Origin of the sequence: Sphingobacterium sp. LZ7M1, assembly GCF_024296865.1 — a bacterium.
GTDB lineage: Bacteria > Bacteroidota > Bacteroidia > Sphingobacteriales > Sphingobacteriaceae > Sphingobacterium.
Genome location: NZ_CP101134.1, coordinates 637,811 through 653,820 on the forward strand (window position 1 = coordinate 637,811; position 16,010 = coordinate 653,820).

General features: G+C 39.8%; 15 protein-coding genes and 1 pseudogene. 12 read left to right on the forward strand and 4 right to left on the reverse strand.

Annotated features, from left to right (window positions below):
- Window positions 1–59: 59 nt before the first annotated feature.
- The 8 genes from NMK93_RS02700 (at window position 60) to purE (ending at window position 8,497) form a co-directional block, all read left to right on the forward strand.
- Entirely contained in the window at window positions 60–650 is a 591-nt protein-coding gene (locus NMK93_RS02700; RefSeq protein WP_093100770.1) for an RNA polymerase sigma factor, read from the forward strand.
- A 342-nt stretch (window positions 651–992) separates the two neighbouring features.
- A complete protein-coding gene (locus NMK93_RS02705) occupies window positions 993–1,676 on the forward strand; it encodes a zinc metallopeptidase (RefSeq protein WP_185211135.1) in 684 nt (227 codons plus the stop codon).
- A 202-nt stretch (window positions 1,677–1,878) separates the two neighbouring features.
- Window positions 1,879–2,508: a hypothetical protein gene (locus NMK93_RS02710; protein WP_254526446.1), complete on the forward strand. Its 630-nt coding sequence runs from the start codon at window positions 1,879–1,881 to the stop codon at window positions 2,506–2,508.
- Between the two features lie 646 nt (window positions 2,509–3,154).
- Window positions 3,155–4,498, forward strand: a complete 1,344-nt coding sequence (ffh, locus tag NMK93_RS02715) for a signal recognition particle protein (RefSeq protein ID WP_093100765.1) — start codon at window positions 3,155–3,157, stop codon at window positions 4,496–4,498.
- 1,232 nt (window positions 4,499–5,730) lie between these two features.
- The gene (locus tag NMK93_RS02720) at window positions 5,731–6,318 is read left to right on the forward strand and encodes an NADH-quinone oxidoreductase subunit A (RefSeq protein WP_185211131.1); all 588 of its coding nucleotides are present in this window, start codon (window positions 5,731–5,733) and stop codon (window positions 6,316–6,318) included.
- Window positions 6,315–6,827: an NADH-quinone oxidoreductase subunit B gene (locus NMK93_RS02725; protein ID WP_093100762.1), complete on the forward strand. Its 513-nt coding sequence runs from the start codon at window positions 6,315–6,317 to the stop codon at window positions 6,825–6,827. The genes NMK93_RS02720 and NMK93_RS02725 overlap by 4 nt, the downstream gene beginning before the upstream one ends.
- Window positions 6,828–6,835: 8 nt before the next feature.
- Complete coding sequence (locus tag NMK93_RS02730) at window positions 6,836–7,978, forward strand: 5-(carboxyamino)imidazole ribonucleotide synthase (RefSeq protein ID WP_185211129.1); 1,143 nt, start codon at window positions 6,836–6,838, stop codon at window positions 7,976–7,978.
- 18 nt (window positions 7,979–7,996) lie between these two features.
- Window positions 7,997–8,497 carry a 5-(carboxyamino)imidazole ribonucleotide mutase gene (purE, locus tag NMK93_RS02735; RefSeq protein WP_254526444.1) on the forward strand — a complete coding sequence of 167 codons (501 nt, stop codon included), beginning with the start codon at window positions 7,997–7,999 and terminating at the stop codon, window positions 8,495–8,497.
- Window positions 8,498–8,551: 54 nt separating this feature from the next.
- On the opposite strand, the gene NMK93_RS02740 is transcribed toward purE, so the two are convergent.
- From NMK93_RS02740 to bshA, 4 genes are all read right to left on the reverse strand, one after another.
- Window positions 8,552–9,547, reverse strand: a complete 996-nt coding sequence (locus NMK93_RS02740) for a sugar phosphate isomerase/epimerase (protein WP_185215974.1) — start codon at window positions 9,545–9,547, stop codon at window positions 8,552–8,554.
- Window positions 9,548–9,646: 99 nt separating this feature from the next.
- Complete coding sequence (gene frr / locus NMK93_RS02745; RefSeq protein WP_093100755.1) at window positions 9,647–10,210, reverse strand: ribosome recycling factor; 564 nt, start codon at window positions 10,208–10,210, stop codon at window positions 9,647–9,649.
- Window positions 10,211–10,237: 27 nt separating this feature from the next.
- A complete protein-coding gene (pyrH, locus tag NMK93_RS02750) occupies window positions 10,238–10,942 on the reverse strand; it encodes a UMP kinase (protein WP_185211124.1) in 705 nt (234 codons plus the stop codon).
- A 54-nt stretch (window positions 10,943–10,996) separates the two neighbouring features.
- The gene (bshA, locus tag NMK93_RS02755) at window positions 10,997–12,145 is read right to left on the reverse strand and encodes an N-acetyl-alpha-D-glucosaminyl L-malate synthase BshA (protein WP_185211122.1); all 1,149 of its coding nucleotides are present in this window, start codon (window positions 12,143–12,145) and stop codon (window positions 10,997–10,999) included.
- A gap of 123 nt (window positions 12,146–12,268) precedes the next feature.
- Here bshA and arfB point away from each other — a divergent pair.
- The 4 genes and pseudogenes from arfB to NMK93_RS02775 form a co-directional block, all read left to right on the forward strand.
- A pseudogene (gene arfB, locus NMK93_RS02760) lies at window positions 12,269–12,649 on the forward strand (alternative ribosome rescue aminoacyl-tRNA hydrolase ArfB); the annotation flags it as partial.
- Window positions 12,650–13,337: 688 nt separating this feature from the next.
- Window positions 13,338–13,709 (forward strand): BlaI/MecI/CopY family transcriptional regulator, encoded by a 372-nt coding sequence (locus NMK93_RS02765; RefSeq protein ID WP_185211117.1) that lies wholly within the window; start codon window positions 13,338–13,340, stop codon window positions 13,707–13,709.
- Window positions 13,710–13,719: 10 nt separating this feature from the next.
- A complete protein-coding gene (locus NMK93_RS02770; protein WP_254526435.1) occupies window positions 13,720–15,090 on the forward strand; it encodes an energy transducer TonB in 1,371 nt (456 codons plus the stop codon).
- 104 nt (window positions 15,091–15,194) lie between these two features.
- Window positions 15,195–15,998: a hypothetical protein gene (locus NMK93_RS02775; RefSeq protein WP_254526432.1), complete on the forward strand. Its 804-nt coding sequence runs from the start codon at window positions 15,195–15,197 to the stop codon at window positions 15,996–15,998.
- Window positions 15,999–16,010: the final 12 nt, after the last annotated feature.

Below are 16,010 nucleotides of genomic sequence, written 5' to 3' on the forward strand. Positions count from 1 at the left end.
TTAAACTAAAATATTACAAAGACATAGAAAACTCTTACATCATTTGTGGAGGCATAATTATGAAACTATTGAATAAGAAAAGTGACCAGGAACTGGTACAAGCGTATGTTAAAGGCGAAGAAAGAGCCTTGCAAGTACTGTTAGAACGTTATAAAACGAAAATCTATACATCGATCTACCATCAGGTTAAAGATCAATACTTAGCTGAAGATATTTTCCAAGAGACTTTTATCAAAGTTATCAATACCCTAAAAGCTGGTCGTTACAATGATGAAGGTAAGTTCTTGCCTTGGGTCATGCGTATTGCCCATAACATGGTTATCGATCATTTCAGAAAAGAAAAAAGAGCACCTAACGTAGTCAATAACGATGGTTTCGATATCTTTGAAATCTTGCAGTTCTCGGACGATAGTGTGGAAATGAAAATGGTAAAAGATCAACGTGATGTGGATCTTAAGAAAATCATCCAATTGCTTCCTGACGATCAAAAAGAAGTGCTGATCATGCGTCTTTTCTGTGATATGAGTTTTAAAGATATCGCGGACATTACTGAGGTAAGTATCAATACGGCCTTGGGGAGAATGCGTTATGCATTGAGCAACTTGAGAAAGATGATCGAGGAAAACAATATGATGTTTCAATTAGGATAATATAAATAGGATCAAGATAAATTTCAAATAGGCCTGCAAAAATTGCAGGCCTATTTTTTGTCATCGCCTTCTGGGTTTTGTCTAGGTTTTATTCGAGACACATTCCGAATTTCAGCAATGTGTCTCGAATAAGACTCGAATAAGGTTTAGAGAAATCCTTCAGATTTTTAAAGGTCGGAAGTAGGTTTTTATTTAACTCTTGGGTAAGTTTTCTGTCACTTTGTCCTCTTTGTGTACATTTCGACTTGTTTTCGCGGTAATTTTTTCTTTCTTTGTGGTAAAAGATCTATTGGAATTAGATTTGATAGGATAATGGAAAAAAGAAAAATAAGATATTAAGATATGTACTGGATAATTTTTATCGGAATCATGGTAGTGAGCTGGATAGTTCAGTTTACTTTCAGAAATAAGTTCAAGAAATACTCGGAGATGCCACTGTCTTCAGGGCTTTCTGGAGCGGAGATAGCACAGAAGATGCTAAATGAGAATGGAATCAGTGATGTACAGGTTATTTCTGTGGAAGGACAATTGACAGACCACTACAACCCTGCACACAGAACGGTTAACTTAAGTCCTGATGTTTATCATGGACGTTCGGTTGCTGCTGCTGCCGTAGCTGCTCACGAATGTGGCCACGCAGTTCAACATGCAACAGCCTATTCTTGGTTGCAATTCCGTTCTGCTATGGTGCCAATCGTAAGTGTTGCCTCAAAATTGACCACATGGGTGTTGATGATCGGGGTAATCATGATGGCATTCTCCGGTAATGTGTATGTGTTGGCTATCGGAGTTGCTGCGCTTGCATTGACGACTTTGTTCAGCTTTATCACTTTACCTGTAGAATTTGATGCTTCAAAACGTGCTTTGGCTTGGTTGGATGCTTCCAATATTACCCATAGCACTGAAGAACATGATGGTGCTAAAGATGCTTTGAAATGGGCTGCCATGACTTATGTGGTTGCTGCACTTTCAGCATTGGTTACTTTACTGTACTACGCATCTATCTTGTTCGGTAGAAGAGACTAAGGCTTATAAAACCTATACAAATAAGGCCCTGATTTTTCAATCAGGGCTTTCTTAGTTTTATGTCTTTTTTGAACGGAATTGCTGAGAAAAAATTGACAATAAAATAATTCCTGACAGTTAAACTTTTTTCATATATTTCAGTCAAAAGCTATAGTAAAACTTCCAAGAAGATTTACACAGAGACTAATTAATTGCTAATCATATGAAAAAGTTGCTGTTTACCATGCTGAGCATGTGTTTTATGTTTGCTGGCTATGCCCAGAATGATGTTCTGACCATTCAAGTGGATTCCGCTGGAAATACGGTCTGGAAAAAGGAAGCCGAAATTTTTGAGATTCCTACTTTAAAGTTGAATACCAGCGGTAAATTAGTTTGGCAAAAGGTATATGAGACCGGCCTAAGTCCAGAAGAAGTTTTTATGCGTATTAATGCCAAAGGTTTTTTAATGGACCATTTCCGAAATGGGAATCAATTCTCAGGTCGACTGGTGAATGTGACTCCGAATCACGAGAATGCAAAAAAATATGTGAGCACTAGGACTCCAAAATTAGAATGGGCGGTGATTAATGCCGGTTTTCTTTTAGAAGTGAAAGATGGTAAGTATGTTGTAACCATTTCCAATATGATTCTCGAGCGAGTAGCCACTAAGCTCCATCAGGCAGATTTCTATCCCAAAGGAGAGCTATCCCCCATTGAAGGATTAGCTTATCATAGAGGAAAGATAGGTCCTATGTTTTTGAAGTCTTATGGTGTGATTATCGATGATACCTTTGATCAATTGTTCCGTGATATCTCCACTCAATTGAAGGACGCAAGGGCAATTGTGGAGTAGGGGGAAGTAGAGATTAGACATTAAACAAAAGACAATAAGACAATAGAATAGGGAATTTAGAGCCAGGGTCCCTTCAACTCCACAGGTTAAGGCTTAGGGCAATGTCATTGAGTTTAGAAAAAAACAAAATTTAAATTCTTTGTTACTTTTGGAGCCCAAAAGTAACCAAAAACCTTCGGCTCATTTAAGGTGGCTTTTCGCACATTCCAACGCGCATGAAAAGAATGCCTTGTTGTCGGGAATATCTTTCAATAGATCATCCCTTTTAATGGGATGATCTATTGAAAGCATTCCAAGGCCAATCCCATCGCACAGGCATCGGCATTCTTTCCATTTTTCCGCCACTGGAAATGAGCCAGGGGCTAAAGAACTTCCTCTGGAAGGATTGAAGTTTGTTGAGTGTACCCCAACAAGATTGTAACTTCAGCATAAAAAAACCTAACTTAATGATATTGGCTCAGGGATTCTGTGCTTAGGCATTTTTATTCTCTTTTTCCTTGAAAAATAAGGGATATTGAAGGCAAAATCTTAAATTAAAAAAGCAAAAAGCTATATTTGTAGGATTAAGTCAAATCAGGTTTATGCCTAAAGTTTTCAGTTTAATACTGTTAACGGAACAAAGTATTGATTTTTAGAAAGTTAAAAGATGTTTTCAAATCTACAGGATAAATTAGACAGGGCCTTTAAGGTATTAAAGGGGCAGGGTAATATTACAGAGATCAACGTTGCGGAAACCATGAAAGAAATTCGCAAGGCATTATTGGATGCCGATGTGAATTACAAGACTGCCAAAACGTTTACCGATGATGTAAAGCAAAAAGCTTTAGGTGAGAATGTATTGACCAGTATCTCTCCAGGTCAGTTGTTGACCAAGATCATGAACGATGAGCTTACGGAGTTGATGGGTGGTACGGTAACCGAGCTTGAAATTACGAAGAACCCGACTATTATCTTGATTGCTGGTTTGAACGGTGCTGGTAAGACGACCTTCTCTGGTAAGTTGGCCAACTTCCTGAAAGCATCTAAAGGCAAAAAACCTTTATTGGTAGCGGGTGACGTTTATCGTCCTGCGGCGATCGATCAATTGGAGGTGTTGGGACAACAAGTTGGAGTTCCGGTTTATGTTGATCGTGAATCAACAGATCCAATCGGAATCGCTGTTGCCGGTGTTGAAGAAGCGAAGCGCAATGGTCAAAACGTGGTTATCATCGATACCGCTGGTCGTTTGGCGATTGACGAAGCTTTGATGAAAGAGATTACCGCGGTGAAAGATGCTACTCAACCACATGAGATCTTGTTCGTTGTGGATTCCATGACGGGTCAAGATGCGGTGAACACTGCGAAAGCTTTCAACGACCGTTTAGACTTCACCGGTGTGGTATTGACCAAATTAGATGGTGATACCCGTGGTGGTGCTGCTCTTTCCATTAAATCTGTGGTAAACAAACCGATCAAGTTTATCGGTACCGGCGAGAAAATGGAAGCATTGGATGTTTTCCACCCTGATCGTATGGCTTCCCGTATCTTAGGTATGGGTGACGTGGTTTCCTTGGTAGAGCGTGCTCAACAACAATTTGACGAGAAACAAGCAGCGGAACTTCAGAAGAAAATCCGTAAGAATAAATTTGATTTCAACGACTTTAAATCGCAGATCCAACAGATCAAGAAAATGGGTAACATGAAGGATTTGATGGGCATGATTCCAGGTGTTGGAAAAGCAATTAAGGATGTTGAGATCGACGATGATGCATTCAAACCGATTGAAGCCATTATTGATTCCATGACTCCGTTTGAGCGTGAAAATCCAGATGCAATCGATCCTAAAAGAAGGAACAGGATTGCAAAAGGTTCTGGAACTAGCCTTGATGAAGTGAACAAACTGATGAAGCAGTTCTCGGATATGCGTAAAGTCATGAAGCAAATGTCTAACCCAGGTATGGCTGCCAAGATGATGCGTAATATGCCTAAGATGCCTGGAAAACCTTTCTAGGCTCTATAAAAGATATAGAAAGAGGTTGCGAAATTTTTCGCAACCTCTTTTTTTTGATGAGGTAGGGTGAGGGTGGGAACAGTTCCTGCACCTGAGGTCATCCCCATTTTGTCGTCCTGAGAGGTAAAAAATTGGGATAAATTTATTGGAATGTGATGACAGCATGTTGGCAATGAAAATAAATTAGCTCTTTTATTTATAATTATAGAACCCCCTTTGGGGTTCCATTATTTTAGCTGGCATGTCAGCTTAGCCTGGAAATCGCGCAAAAACGATGTTCGATTAATCGAACATCGTTTTAGCATTAACCCTATATTGTTTACCATCCATGCTAAAATAATTCATCCCCGCAGGGGATGTATGGCGGATAAAAAATATTCTTCAGATAAATAAAAATGGGCCTGAATGGTTAGAAATGCATTTCTATTAAACTTGGCACTGGTACGCAGGAAGGATCTCGGAAAGCAGAAAAAGTATTGCTCCACGGGTTGCATTGGCGTACAGGTCCCTTACCTTCGGTAAAGAATGACAGGGTCGTAGATTGGAGACCCGTACAGATTCCTCACTGATCGTTCAGAATAAAAATGCGCTAGAGAGGGGTTCAGAGTGAAACGAAGAATCTATTTTTTTATTTTTTTTGAATTTGGGGTTACTCCGAAATCCTAAGATGAGGAAATCATTTCAAATGAAGTATGGATGGTTCCGAGACCCTTCGGGCGTGCCCTCAGGGTGACACAGAAAGGGTATAGAAAAACATTTCACCCACGCTGTGGGTTGGCCCTTTCTAACCTTCAAATTCTACAAATATGCCAGTCCTGCTGGGGTGGGTTATAGAAATTGTACGCATGAAAATTTGAAAATCGACGTATTTCTTTAATCAGAAAATGATATAAATCCATGTTTGTATGGGGCGTGCGTATTCGATATGCCCCTACAGTATCGGGGAAATTCCAGCAACATTTGATCATAATCATGGTCTATCCTCGAATCTTTTAAATCCTGGTTCAAAACCAGATCTTGGTCCATCCTCTCATCCAATCCATCCTGGTTCAAACCACAAGACATAACCAATACCCCCAAACGTAAATTGATTGCTATAGTCCGACCATTTCTCCGGAAAAAGGATCGATATTTTGAAAAATGGAGGGCCATTTTGTAAATTCGTGTACATTGATTGGCCAAGAAAGCTAAAATCCTATAAATCGCATTGAATTAATTGTTAATTTTGTAACATGGACGACCCCGGGCAGATATCGGAATATGGTAAGATACTTTTAATGGCTATCATTGGTATCGTATTGGTTTGTGCCACCATGTTCCTAGCTCGAATCTTGTCGCCGAAAAATCCTAATCCTATTAAATTAAGTACCTATGAATGTGGTGAGGAGACCACGGGAACTTCTTGGGTACAGTTTAATCCGCGATTTTATGTAATTGCCTTGGTATTCCTGTTGTTTGACGTGGAACTGATCTTTATTTTTCCATGGGCAACGGTATTCGGGAATGCAGAACTCAATGCCATTGATCCTCGATGGGGTTGGTTTACCTTGATTGAAATGGCGATATTCCTTGCTGTTCTGATCGTAGGATTGCTTTACGTATGGAAAAGTGGGGATATCAGTTGGATCAAGCCTAGGCATGTGAAACCGACCGTTGCGGTGGGGATTCCGGCTTCTGCGTATGAACAATTGAATGCACAACAATATGTTGTGAAGGATTACAAAGAACAGGAGATAGAAGAAGTCTTGGCAGAGAAAGCTGCTTCACCGGTAAAAATGGGATTCAAGCCTAAGTTTAAGAAACCAAGTTCAGAATCATGAGTTTAGACCAACAATTGCAACAAAATAATGGGGTAATCATCGCTAAGATGGATGACCTCTTAAATTGGGCTAGGTTATCCTCGATGTGGCCTATTAGTTTTGGTATTGCTTGCTGTGCCATAGAGATGATGGGCGCGATGGCGGCGACTTATGATCTGGATAGGTTAGGGGTATTCCCAAGGCCTTCGCCTAGGCAATCTGATGTCATGATCATTGCCGGCACGGTGACATTCAAGATGGCAGACCGGATCAAGAAACTCTATGAGCAGATGCCTGACCCGAAATATGTCATATCCATGGGTTCCTGTTCCAATTGTGGCGGACCGTATTGGCAGCATGGTTACCATGTGGTCAAAGGGGTTGATAAAATCATACCTGTGGATGTCTATGTGCAAGGTTGTCCTCCCAGACCTGAAGCACTGATCGGTGCATTTTTAGAATTACAGAAAAAAATAGAACAACAGTCTTTGCTGAAAGGGGATATTTTCCCAGTAGAAGTAGAGCAATAGAATAATTTATGGCAAAAGATTTTTATGGTGATTTGCGCCTAGGAATTTTAGGCGGTGGCCAATTAGGTCGTATGCTTATCCAAGAAGCAATAAACTTTAATGTAAACGTTCATGTATTGGATCCTGATCCAAATGCTCCTTGCAAGAAATTGTGCAATCAATTTGAGGTAGGTTCGCTAGCCGATTTTGATACCGTTTATAATTTCGGTAAGGATTTGGATATGGTAACGATTGAAATTGAGAAGGTGAATGTAGATGCCCTTGAAGCATTGGAAGAAGAGGGTGTTTTGGTATATCCTCAATCCAGGGTAATTAGGTTGATCCAGGATAAAGGTCTGCAGAAGCAGTTCTTTAAGCAAAATGATATCCCGACTTCGGCATTTCAATTTATATCCAATAAAGAAGGTTTGGCAAACTGCCAGATTACTTTACCTTATATCCAGAAGTTGCGTAAAGACGGTTATGATGGCAAAGGTGTAAAGAAGATTAATTCGCAGGCTGATTTTGAGACGGCTTTTGATGCGCCGAGTATAGTAGAGGAGCTGGTTCCTTTTGAAAAGGAAATCGCTGTGATGGTTGCCCGCAATGATAAGGGAGAAATGATGACTTTCCCAATGGTAGAAATGGAATTCAATCCTCAGGTGAACTTGGTGGAATTCCTGATCTCTCCATCTACCTATTCTTTTGATATACAGATGAAAGCGGAAAGCATTGCGATGAAAATCGCGAATGACCTTCAGATTGTCGGCGTTTTGGCAGTGGAGATGTTCCTGACTGCTGATGGAGATATTTTGGTCAATGAATTGGCCCCACGACCACATAATTCAGGCCATCAAACGATCGAAGGAAACTATACTTCGCAATTCGGTCAACATTTAAGGGCAATCTTTAACCTGCCGTTGGGCAATACCGCTTCAAGAGCGAATGCCATTATGGTCAATTTATTGGGTGAGCCAGGTTATGAAGGGTTGGCAAGGTATGAAGGTATTGAGGAGGCTTTGGGCATTGAGGGGGTATATGTACATTTGTACGGTAAGAAATATACAAAACCTTTCCGCAAGATGGGGCATGTGACGATCGTGAATCAAGATCGCGCAATCGCTATCGAAAATGCGAGAAAAGTTCAGGAATTGATCAAAGTAATTGCATAATTTTTTATTCAGATAATAATGGAAAACGCAAAAGTAGCTGTAATCATGGGAAGCAAGTCAGACTTGCCAGTGATGCAGGATGCCATTGAGGTTTTAAAATATTTAGGGGTATCGTATGAGGTGAGCATTGTTTCGGCGCACCGTACTCCAAAACGTATGTTTGATTTTGCTGAGCAGGCGGCAGGTCGTGGATTGAAGGTAATCATTGCTGGAGCAGGTGGTGCTGCGCACTTACCGGGCATGGTTGCATCGATTACGCATTTGCCAGTGATCGGTGTTCCGGTCAAGTCTTCTAATTCGATTGACGGCTGGGATTCCGTGCTTTCTATCTTACAGATGCCTAATGGTATTCCGGTGGCTACAGTGGCCTTAAATGCAGCGAAAAACGCGGGTATTCTTGCCGCTCAGATCTTGGCGACCAGTGATGAGCAATTAGGAGCTAGGATTTTGGATTTCAAGAAAGAACTGAAAGAAAAAGTAGAGGAAAATGCTGAAGAGGTAGAACGCTTGGTATTTTAGTCTTCTTTTGAAAGATAATAGAAAGGGCGGAAATTTATTTCCGCCCTTTTGTTGTTATTTGAATGTCTTTTGAACATAGTCGTAGCTCTTCTTGATGCTAGCGTATTTATCAGGTGAATAGATTTCATCCTGTTCTACGAAGGCATATTTCAATCCACTTTCGCTGGCGAACTGTGAAATAGAAATAAAGTCAATGCTACCGGAACCCACTTCGGCATACTTGATGCTTTTCATGGTTTCCATCAGGTCTAGGCTATCCCTTTTACCGGTCTTAGGATCAATTTTATTGATATCTAAAGGAGTGGAGAAAGCTCTATCCATGTCCTTGATATGCCATAATGGGAAACGCCCTGGATGTTTAGAGAAATAGGACTGTGGTGTAACACCAGCTTTGGTGATCCAGTACATATCCAATTCAAAATCCACGAGATCTTTCTCAGTGAATGCCAATAGGACATCTAGGCCGTTTGTTCCATTTCCGAATTCCTTAAATTCCCAGAAGTGGTTGTGATAGCCCATTTTGATACCTGCTTTTTTGGACATTTCGCCGGCTTTGTTCAGCTGTTCGGCCATGTACTGATAGTCAGATTGATTGAGTTGATTCAATTTGTGCATCGGCGGGACAGGAGCAATGATATATTCCTGGCCAAGGTTATGCGCAATTTCGATGTATTTCTCGATGTTTTCCTTGTCTGTACTATCTTTATCTAGGTATTTTCCTAGATCATAGTGTCCACTGTGTGTTTTTAGGTTATTGTCGTTCAGGATCTTTTTGAGCTCATCGACGGAAATTCCCCAGAATGCACCATTGTGCGGATCAGCGCCATAGGTTTCGACATGGGTATAGCCGACCTTAGCAACCGATTTTAAAACTTCTTGAGGGTTTTGAGCGAGAAGTTCGCGAAGAGTGAATAACTGTAAACCAATGTTTTTAAGTGGAGAGCCTGATTTTTTGTTCAAGCTATCACAAGAAATCAAATGAGGAGCAACAAGACCACCAACTAATCCCATGCTCGCAAGCTTTAGGAAACTTCTTCTTGATTGTGTCATGCAGAATGTTTTTATTAATTGAATATAGGTAAATTTTTAATAAAAAAAGGATTCTTAATTTTAAGAATCCTTTATAGAATATTCTTTTAAAAGATCGACTTAGATCGTCATGATATCTTTTTCTTTCAATTCGGCTAACTGGTCAACTTTTGCGATATACGTATCGGTCAATTTTTGTACTTCAGCTTCACCTACCTTGATTTCATCTTCAGAAGCACCGTCGTTTTTCAATTTCTTGATTTGCTCGTTGGAATCCTTACGGATGTTACGGATAGCAACACGACCTTTTTCAGTTTCTTCTTTAACTTTTTTCACTAAATCACGACGACGTTCTTCAGTAAGGGGAGGAACCGCTAGGCGGATGATTGAACCGTCATTTTGTGGGTTCAAACCTATGTTAGAATCCATGATAGCCTTCTCGATAGTTGAAAGAAGGTTTTTTTCCCATGGTTGTACAACGATGGTTCTTGCATCTGGTGTGTTTATGTTGCTGACTTGCGATAAAGGCGTTGGCGTGCCGTAGTAATCAACATAAATTCCATCAAGCATACCAGGACTAGCTTTACCTGCACGAATCTTGGTTAATTCAGATTCAGTATGAGCTACAGCTTTCGTCATACCATCTTTGCAGTCGTCCAGTTGAAGTGAAATTAATTCGTTCATATCTTGATTATTATTTGCTTTTAATTATTAACTAACCACAGTTCCAACATGTTCACCGTTGGCAAGTTTCATGAGGTTGCCTGGTTTGTTCATGTCGAAAACGATAATAGGTAGGTTGTTTTCTTGGCAAAGCGTAAATGCCGTCATATCCATTACATTCAATCCTTTTTCGTAGACATCAGTAAAGGAGATATGGTCAAATTTCTTCGCCGTAGGATCTTTCTCAGGGTCTGCAGTATAGATACCGTCCACACGAGTACCTTTAAGTACAGCGTCAGCATTGATTTCAATAGCACGTAAAGATGCCGCGGTATCGGTAGTGAAGTATGGGTTACCCGTACCAGCACCGAAGATAACGATACGACCTTTTTCCAAGTGACGTACAGCACGTCTGCGGATAAATGGTTCACAGATCTGTTCCATTTTGATCGCTGTCAATAGACGAGTTTTCATGCCTTCTTTTTCAAGGGCATCTTGTAATGCCATTGAATTGATCACGGTAGCTAACATTCCCATGTAATCTGCCTGTACACGGTCCATACCAGCTTTTTCAGCGCTAAGGCCACGATAGATGTTTCCTCCACCGATGACGATGGCGATTTCCATGCCTAAGCTATGAAGTTCCTGAATGTCTTGTGCGTATTGTTGAACACGATTAATGTCGATACCGTAGCTTTGCTCGCCCATTAAAGCTTCGCCACTAAGTTTAAGTAGGATGCGTTTGTATTTCATATTTGACTTTTTGGAGTAGTTCCAAAAGCCAAAGATATGACTTTTTGCTTGCGATTAATTAGATTTATTTCCTTTTTTTACCTTTTCGATGACCTGTGAATAAAATTCTTCGTAAATAGGGACGATTTTGCTGAGTTCAAAGTCCTTTGCTCGCTGTAGGGCATTCTCTTTAAATTCATTCAGACGTTGGCAGTCTTCCAAGATATAGATGGAGTTTTTAGCCATATCGTCAATATCACCGACGTCACTCAGGAATCCACTGAAACCCTCTTTGTTCAGTTCCGGTAATCCGCCTGTATTGGAGGAAACGACTGGAACCTTGCAGGCCATGGCTTCCAATGCTGCCAAACCAAAGCTCTCTGAACCTGAAGGCATCAAGAATAGGTCGGCAATGGAAAGGATCTCTTCGATAGCGTCTTGCTTGCCCAGAAAACGGATGCAATCCGTAATGTCTAATTCCCTTGCTAATTCTTCGGCATTTCTACGTTCTGGGCCATCACCTACCATCAAAAGTTTGCTAGGGACCTTTTGGGTTACTTTATGGAATATACGTACTACATCTTCAACGCGTTTTACTTTCCTGAAATTGGAAGTATGGACAATGATGCGTTCCTGGTTTGGTGCAATTGCTTTTTTAAAATGTTCGTGGTTCTTATTATGGAATCTTTGCAGATCGATAAAGTTTGGAATGACCTTGATGTCATTTGTGATATCGAAATAATCCAAGGTTTGTTCCCTTAAATTTTCAGATACCGTAGTTACGCCATCGGATTTATTGATGGAGAAGGTAACAACTGGGCTAAAGCTCTTGTCCTTACCGACCAAGGTGATATCTGTACCGTGGAGGGTAGTGACTACGGGTATATTGATGCCATAGGTTTCCAGAATCTGTTTTGCTAGGAAAGCCACGGAGGCATGAGGGATTGCATAATGCACATGTAAAAGATCCAAGCCTTCGAAACGAACCACATCAACCAGTTTACTGGCCAATGCTGTTTCATAAGGAGGGAAATCAAAAAGTGGATATTGGTTGATTGCTACTTCGTGATAGAATAAGTTCTCTGAGAAAAAATCTAGTCTTGCAGGTTGGCTATAGGTGATAAAATGAACCTGATGTCCGTTGTTTGCTAATGCTTTACCCAGTTCGGTTGCGACTACACCACTTCCCCCAAAAGTTGGATAACATACAATGCCTATCTTCATATTACTGTTTTTCGTTTCTTAAAGATAATAATGTCTCTATATAAGTGTTGCAAAATTTTTCACGGAAAGGGAAAAATTGTAATTTTATTACAAATGCATGTAAATAAAGAACAGTTAATACAGGAATTGGGTTTTAAAACTTCGCGTTCCGGTGGTAAGGGTGGTCAGAACGTCAATAAGGTGTCTTCTAAAGTGATGTTGAATTGGGATGTGGAGAATTCATCGGTTTTTGATGATGATCAGAAAGCTTTGATCAGGGAGCGATTGGCGAATAGGATTTCCAAAGAGGGCTTATTGCAGCTGGACTCCAGTATTGACCGTAGCCAACTCAAGAATAAGGAATTGGTGATAGAACGTTTTTTTAATCTATTGACAGATGCATTGAAGGTAGATGCCAAACGTCTGCCAACAAGGACCCCAAAATCTGTTATCCTGAATAGATTGGACCGCAAGAAAAAACAAGCTTCGAAAAAAGCCGATCGGCAATGGAGGTTTGAGGGGTAGGGAGAGTGATAAAATGGAAGGGTTTCCCAGTAGGGTCTGGATGAGGGGATGGACAATGATCTGGTTTTGAACCAGGATTAAAGGGATGGGAGGATGAACCAAGATTATGATCAAATGCCGCTGGAAAGTCCCCGATACTGTAGGGGCGGATCGAATACGCCCGCTCCATACAAACATAAATTAGTATCATTTTCTGATTAAAGAAATACCTCGATTTTCAAATTTTCATGCGTACAATTTCTACAACCCAATCCCACAGCGGGGGTGAAATATTTTTCAACAAGTCTACTTAAATAAAAAACAGTTCTTTCGCTGTGCTCAAGAAGACAACAATCCTAAAAAAATCAAAAAATAGATTCTTCGTTTCACTCTGAATACCTCCTTAGTGCATTTCAACTTCTTTAATAATGGTTCACAATTCGAAGATTCTTAGTTGACGTTTTTATCTTGGTCCTTCCGGTGGGTGAGCGGATTCGTACCCCTGATTCCCAGTCATCCTGGTTCAAATATCTGATACATTTTCCTTGATTAATAAACAATAATGAAATTAAATGTGTTGATATACAGTTAAATAACTATTTATTTCAACATATAACTAATTCTTTAGTTGTATAACTAAATAATTAGTTATACATTAGTTTTATAATCGATTATAGGCAATATTGTCTTTTTAAATTTTCACAGAATAATGAACGAGTTAAAAGAACTAACAAAGGCGGAGGAGCAAATCATGCACAGTCTATGGGAAATGGGGGGTGGATTTGTGAAGGATATCATTGAAGTTTTACCAGAACCGAAGCCGGCTTATAATACAGTATCAACCATTGTGCGGATTCTCGAGACCAAGGGTTTTGTGGATCATGAGTCTTTTGGGAAGAGCCATCGCTATTTTCCAAAGATTGAAAAAGAAGAGTATAAGAAATTAATAACCGGAAAACTCTTACAAGGTTATTTTGAGAATTCTGCGAGTTCAATGCTTTCTTTCTTCTTGGAGGAGAAAAAGCTGGATGTGCAGGATTTGGATGAAATCATGAAACTTATTCAGAAGCATAAGAAATAAATTTGAAGCTATGACCTATCTACTGATATCAAATCTGTCTTTAGCACTGTTTTTCCTTATCTATCGATATGGATTGAGGAAGCTGACCTTCTTTACGATGAACCGCTGGTATTTATTGTGCAGTGTCTTGATTTCCTATATCATGCCTTTGTTTCTCTTTATTGAATTACAGGTTCCGGAAATCATGCAGATAACATTGCCGGTGTTGGACCTGACGGGGAATGCTGTGCAGGTAAGTCCAACTTCAGCTGAAGTGCAATCTCAACAACCGGGATGGTTGGCGGATAAATGGATGCAGTTGGGCTATTGGCTTGGGGTCCTCATTGCAGCAGGGTTGTTGATATCTCGTGTTTTACAGTTAGTTGTAAGTAGGTTGTCCGTTAGGAATATACATGGAAGCTATTCATTTTTTAACATCGTTAAGTTGAATGTTAAAAACGAGGATACAAAAATGATCCGAGCGCATGAGGATATCCATGTTAAACAAGGACATAGCTATGATATTATGTTTATGGAGATTATCCGGGTTTTCAACTGGTTTAATCCGCTATTAATCTGGATAAGGGATGAGCTGAAGTATCAGCATGAATTTATCGTTGATGAGCAATTTGCAGAAAATAAAGTTGCCTATGCGGAATTGCTGGTTGCTTATGCCATGAATGTTCATCCGAATCAACTGAGTCATGAGTTTTCCAATAATTCACTTTTAAAGGAAAGAATTAATATGATTTTTAAAGATAAATCGAATACAAGAAACAGACTGTTTTACCTGTCCGTATTGCCAATTGCAGCATTGATTATGGGTTTGGTGGTGAATTGCAAATCACCCAATAAGGATAAAACGGAAAGAACAGCTGTCGTTGAGGAGAACACAAATCCTCAGATATCTGCAGATTCGAATAATAATGCTGAGATGGATCAAGGCACAGTATCAAACGAGGTGCAGGGCAGTAGTTCTGGGCAGGAAAATGACCTGAAAAAAGAGTCCGAGGTCAATGCTGCAAACAAGGCGAATCCCCATGATGAACCTGGCAAAAAAGTTACTGGCAATTTTGGGGTATTTGATTTTGACCAAGTTGAAGTAAAACCAACCTATCCAGGAGGAATTGATAAATTTAGGCAGGAAGTTGGCCAGAACTTAGAATATCCACAGGAAGCTATAGATGCAGGTATTAGAGGGAAAATAGAACTTTCATTTGTAATAGGTAAAGATGGTGAGATAAAGGATGTTAAGGTTATTAAGGATTTAAATTATGGTACAGGGCAGGCTGCAGTAAATGCTTTAAAGGGCACCAAAAAATGGAGACCAGGAATTGCTTATGGATTTCCAGCCGAGGTAAGATATATCCTTCCCCTTAGATTAGATCTTTCTCAGATTTAAATTTGTCCTTCTAAATCTTCATTAAATAACATAAAAACAGATTTTCATTCAATTTTATGGCTTTGATTTTTAGGGCTTTCATAAAGTTCCTACTAGGAATTCTTTTGCTTGTACTTTTTTCATGTAAAACACAGGAATTTACCAAGACCGGCTACTTCACGGCTGAGGTTGATAAATATTTCAATGAGAAAGAAAAATTAAATGTATGGCTCTACCGTGCTTTTCAACCAAGTGATACAGGAAACACGGGGCTGAGGAAAGATAGCTTTTATCCCCTTGATCGAAGAATGATGAAAATGGCTGGCTTAGGCAAGAAAGGAGATAAGGTCTTATTTTCGGTAGTCCCAGAAACGAAACCTGAGTATAATATGATTGCCATCAAACATAAAAAGAGAAGGTTTGATAGGGCTGATTTTGTCAAGAAAGAATATTATAAGGCTCCTTATTATGAAAAGGATTATTCCTCGGAAGGGATGGAAATTAAACATGTCTATATTCCATATGCGGAAAAAGAGGGGTTGAGCCTATTATTTTACGCACTAAAAGTGGAAGGGCGCACAAAGGATAAGCCAGTGGATAAATTTGAATACTTGGCGAAAATCAATGCCTTGGAACTGTTTGAGCAGAAAGATTATAAAACGACTTGGCAGATATTTGATTGTGAGGAGAGAGAAAGGATGGATTGGATCCTTAGTCCAAGAACGGATTTACTAAAGGATCGTGAAACGATATATTTAAAATTATTTGACATCTACGGTCCTAATAAGACGATATCTTTTTTCAAACTGATCCAAAAGGATGATGTAAAAGAGATTCAATTGAAATTATGCCCAAATGAGTATGTGCTGGAATATCATGATGAGAAGGGCATGATATTGGATAAAAGCGGTTTTAAGGTAGTTAATTAAAAAAAAGGTCCT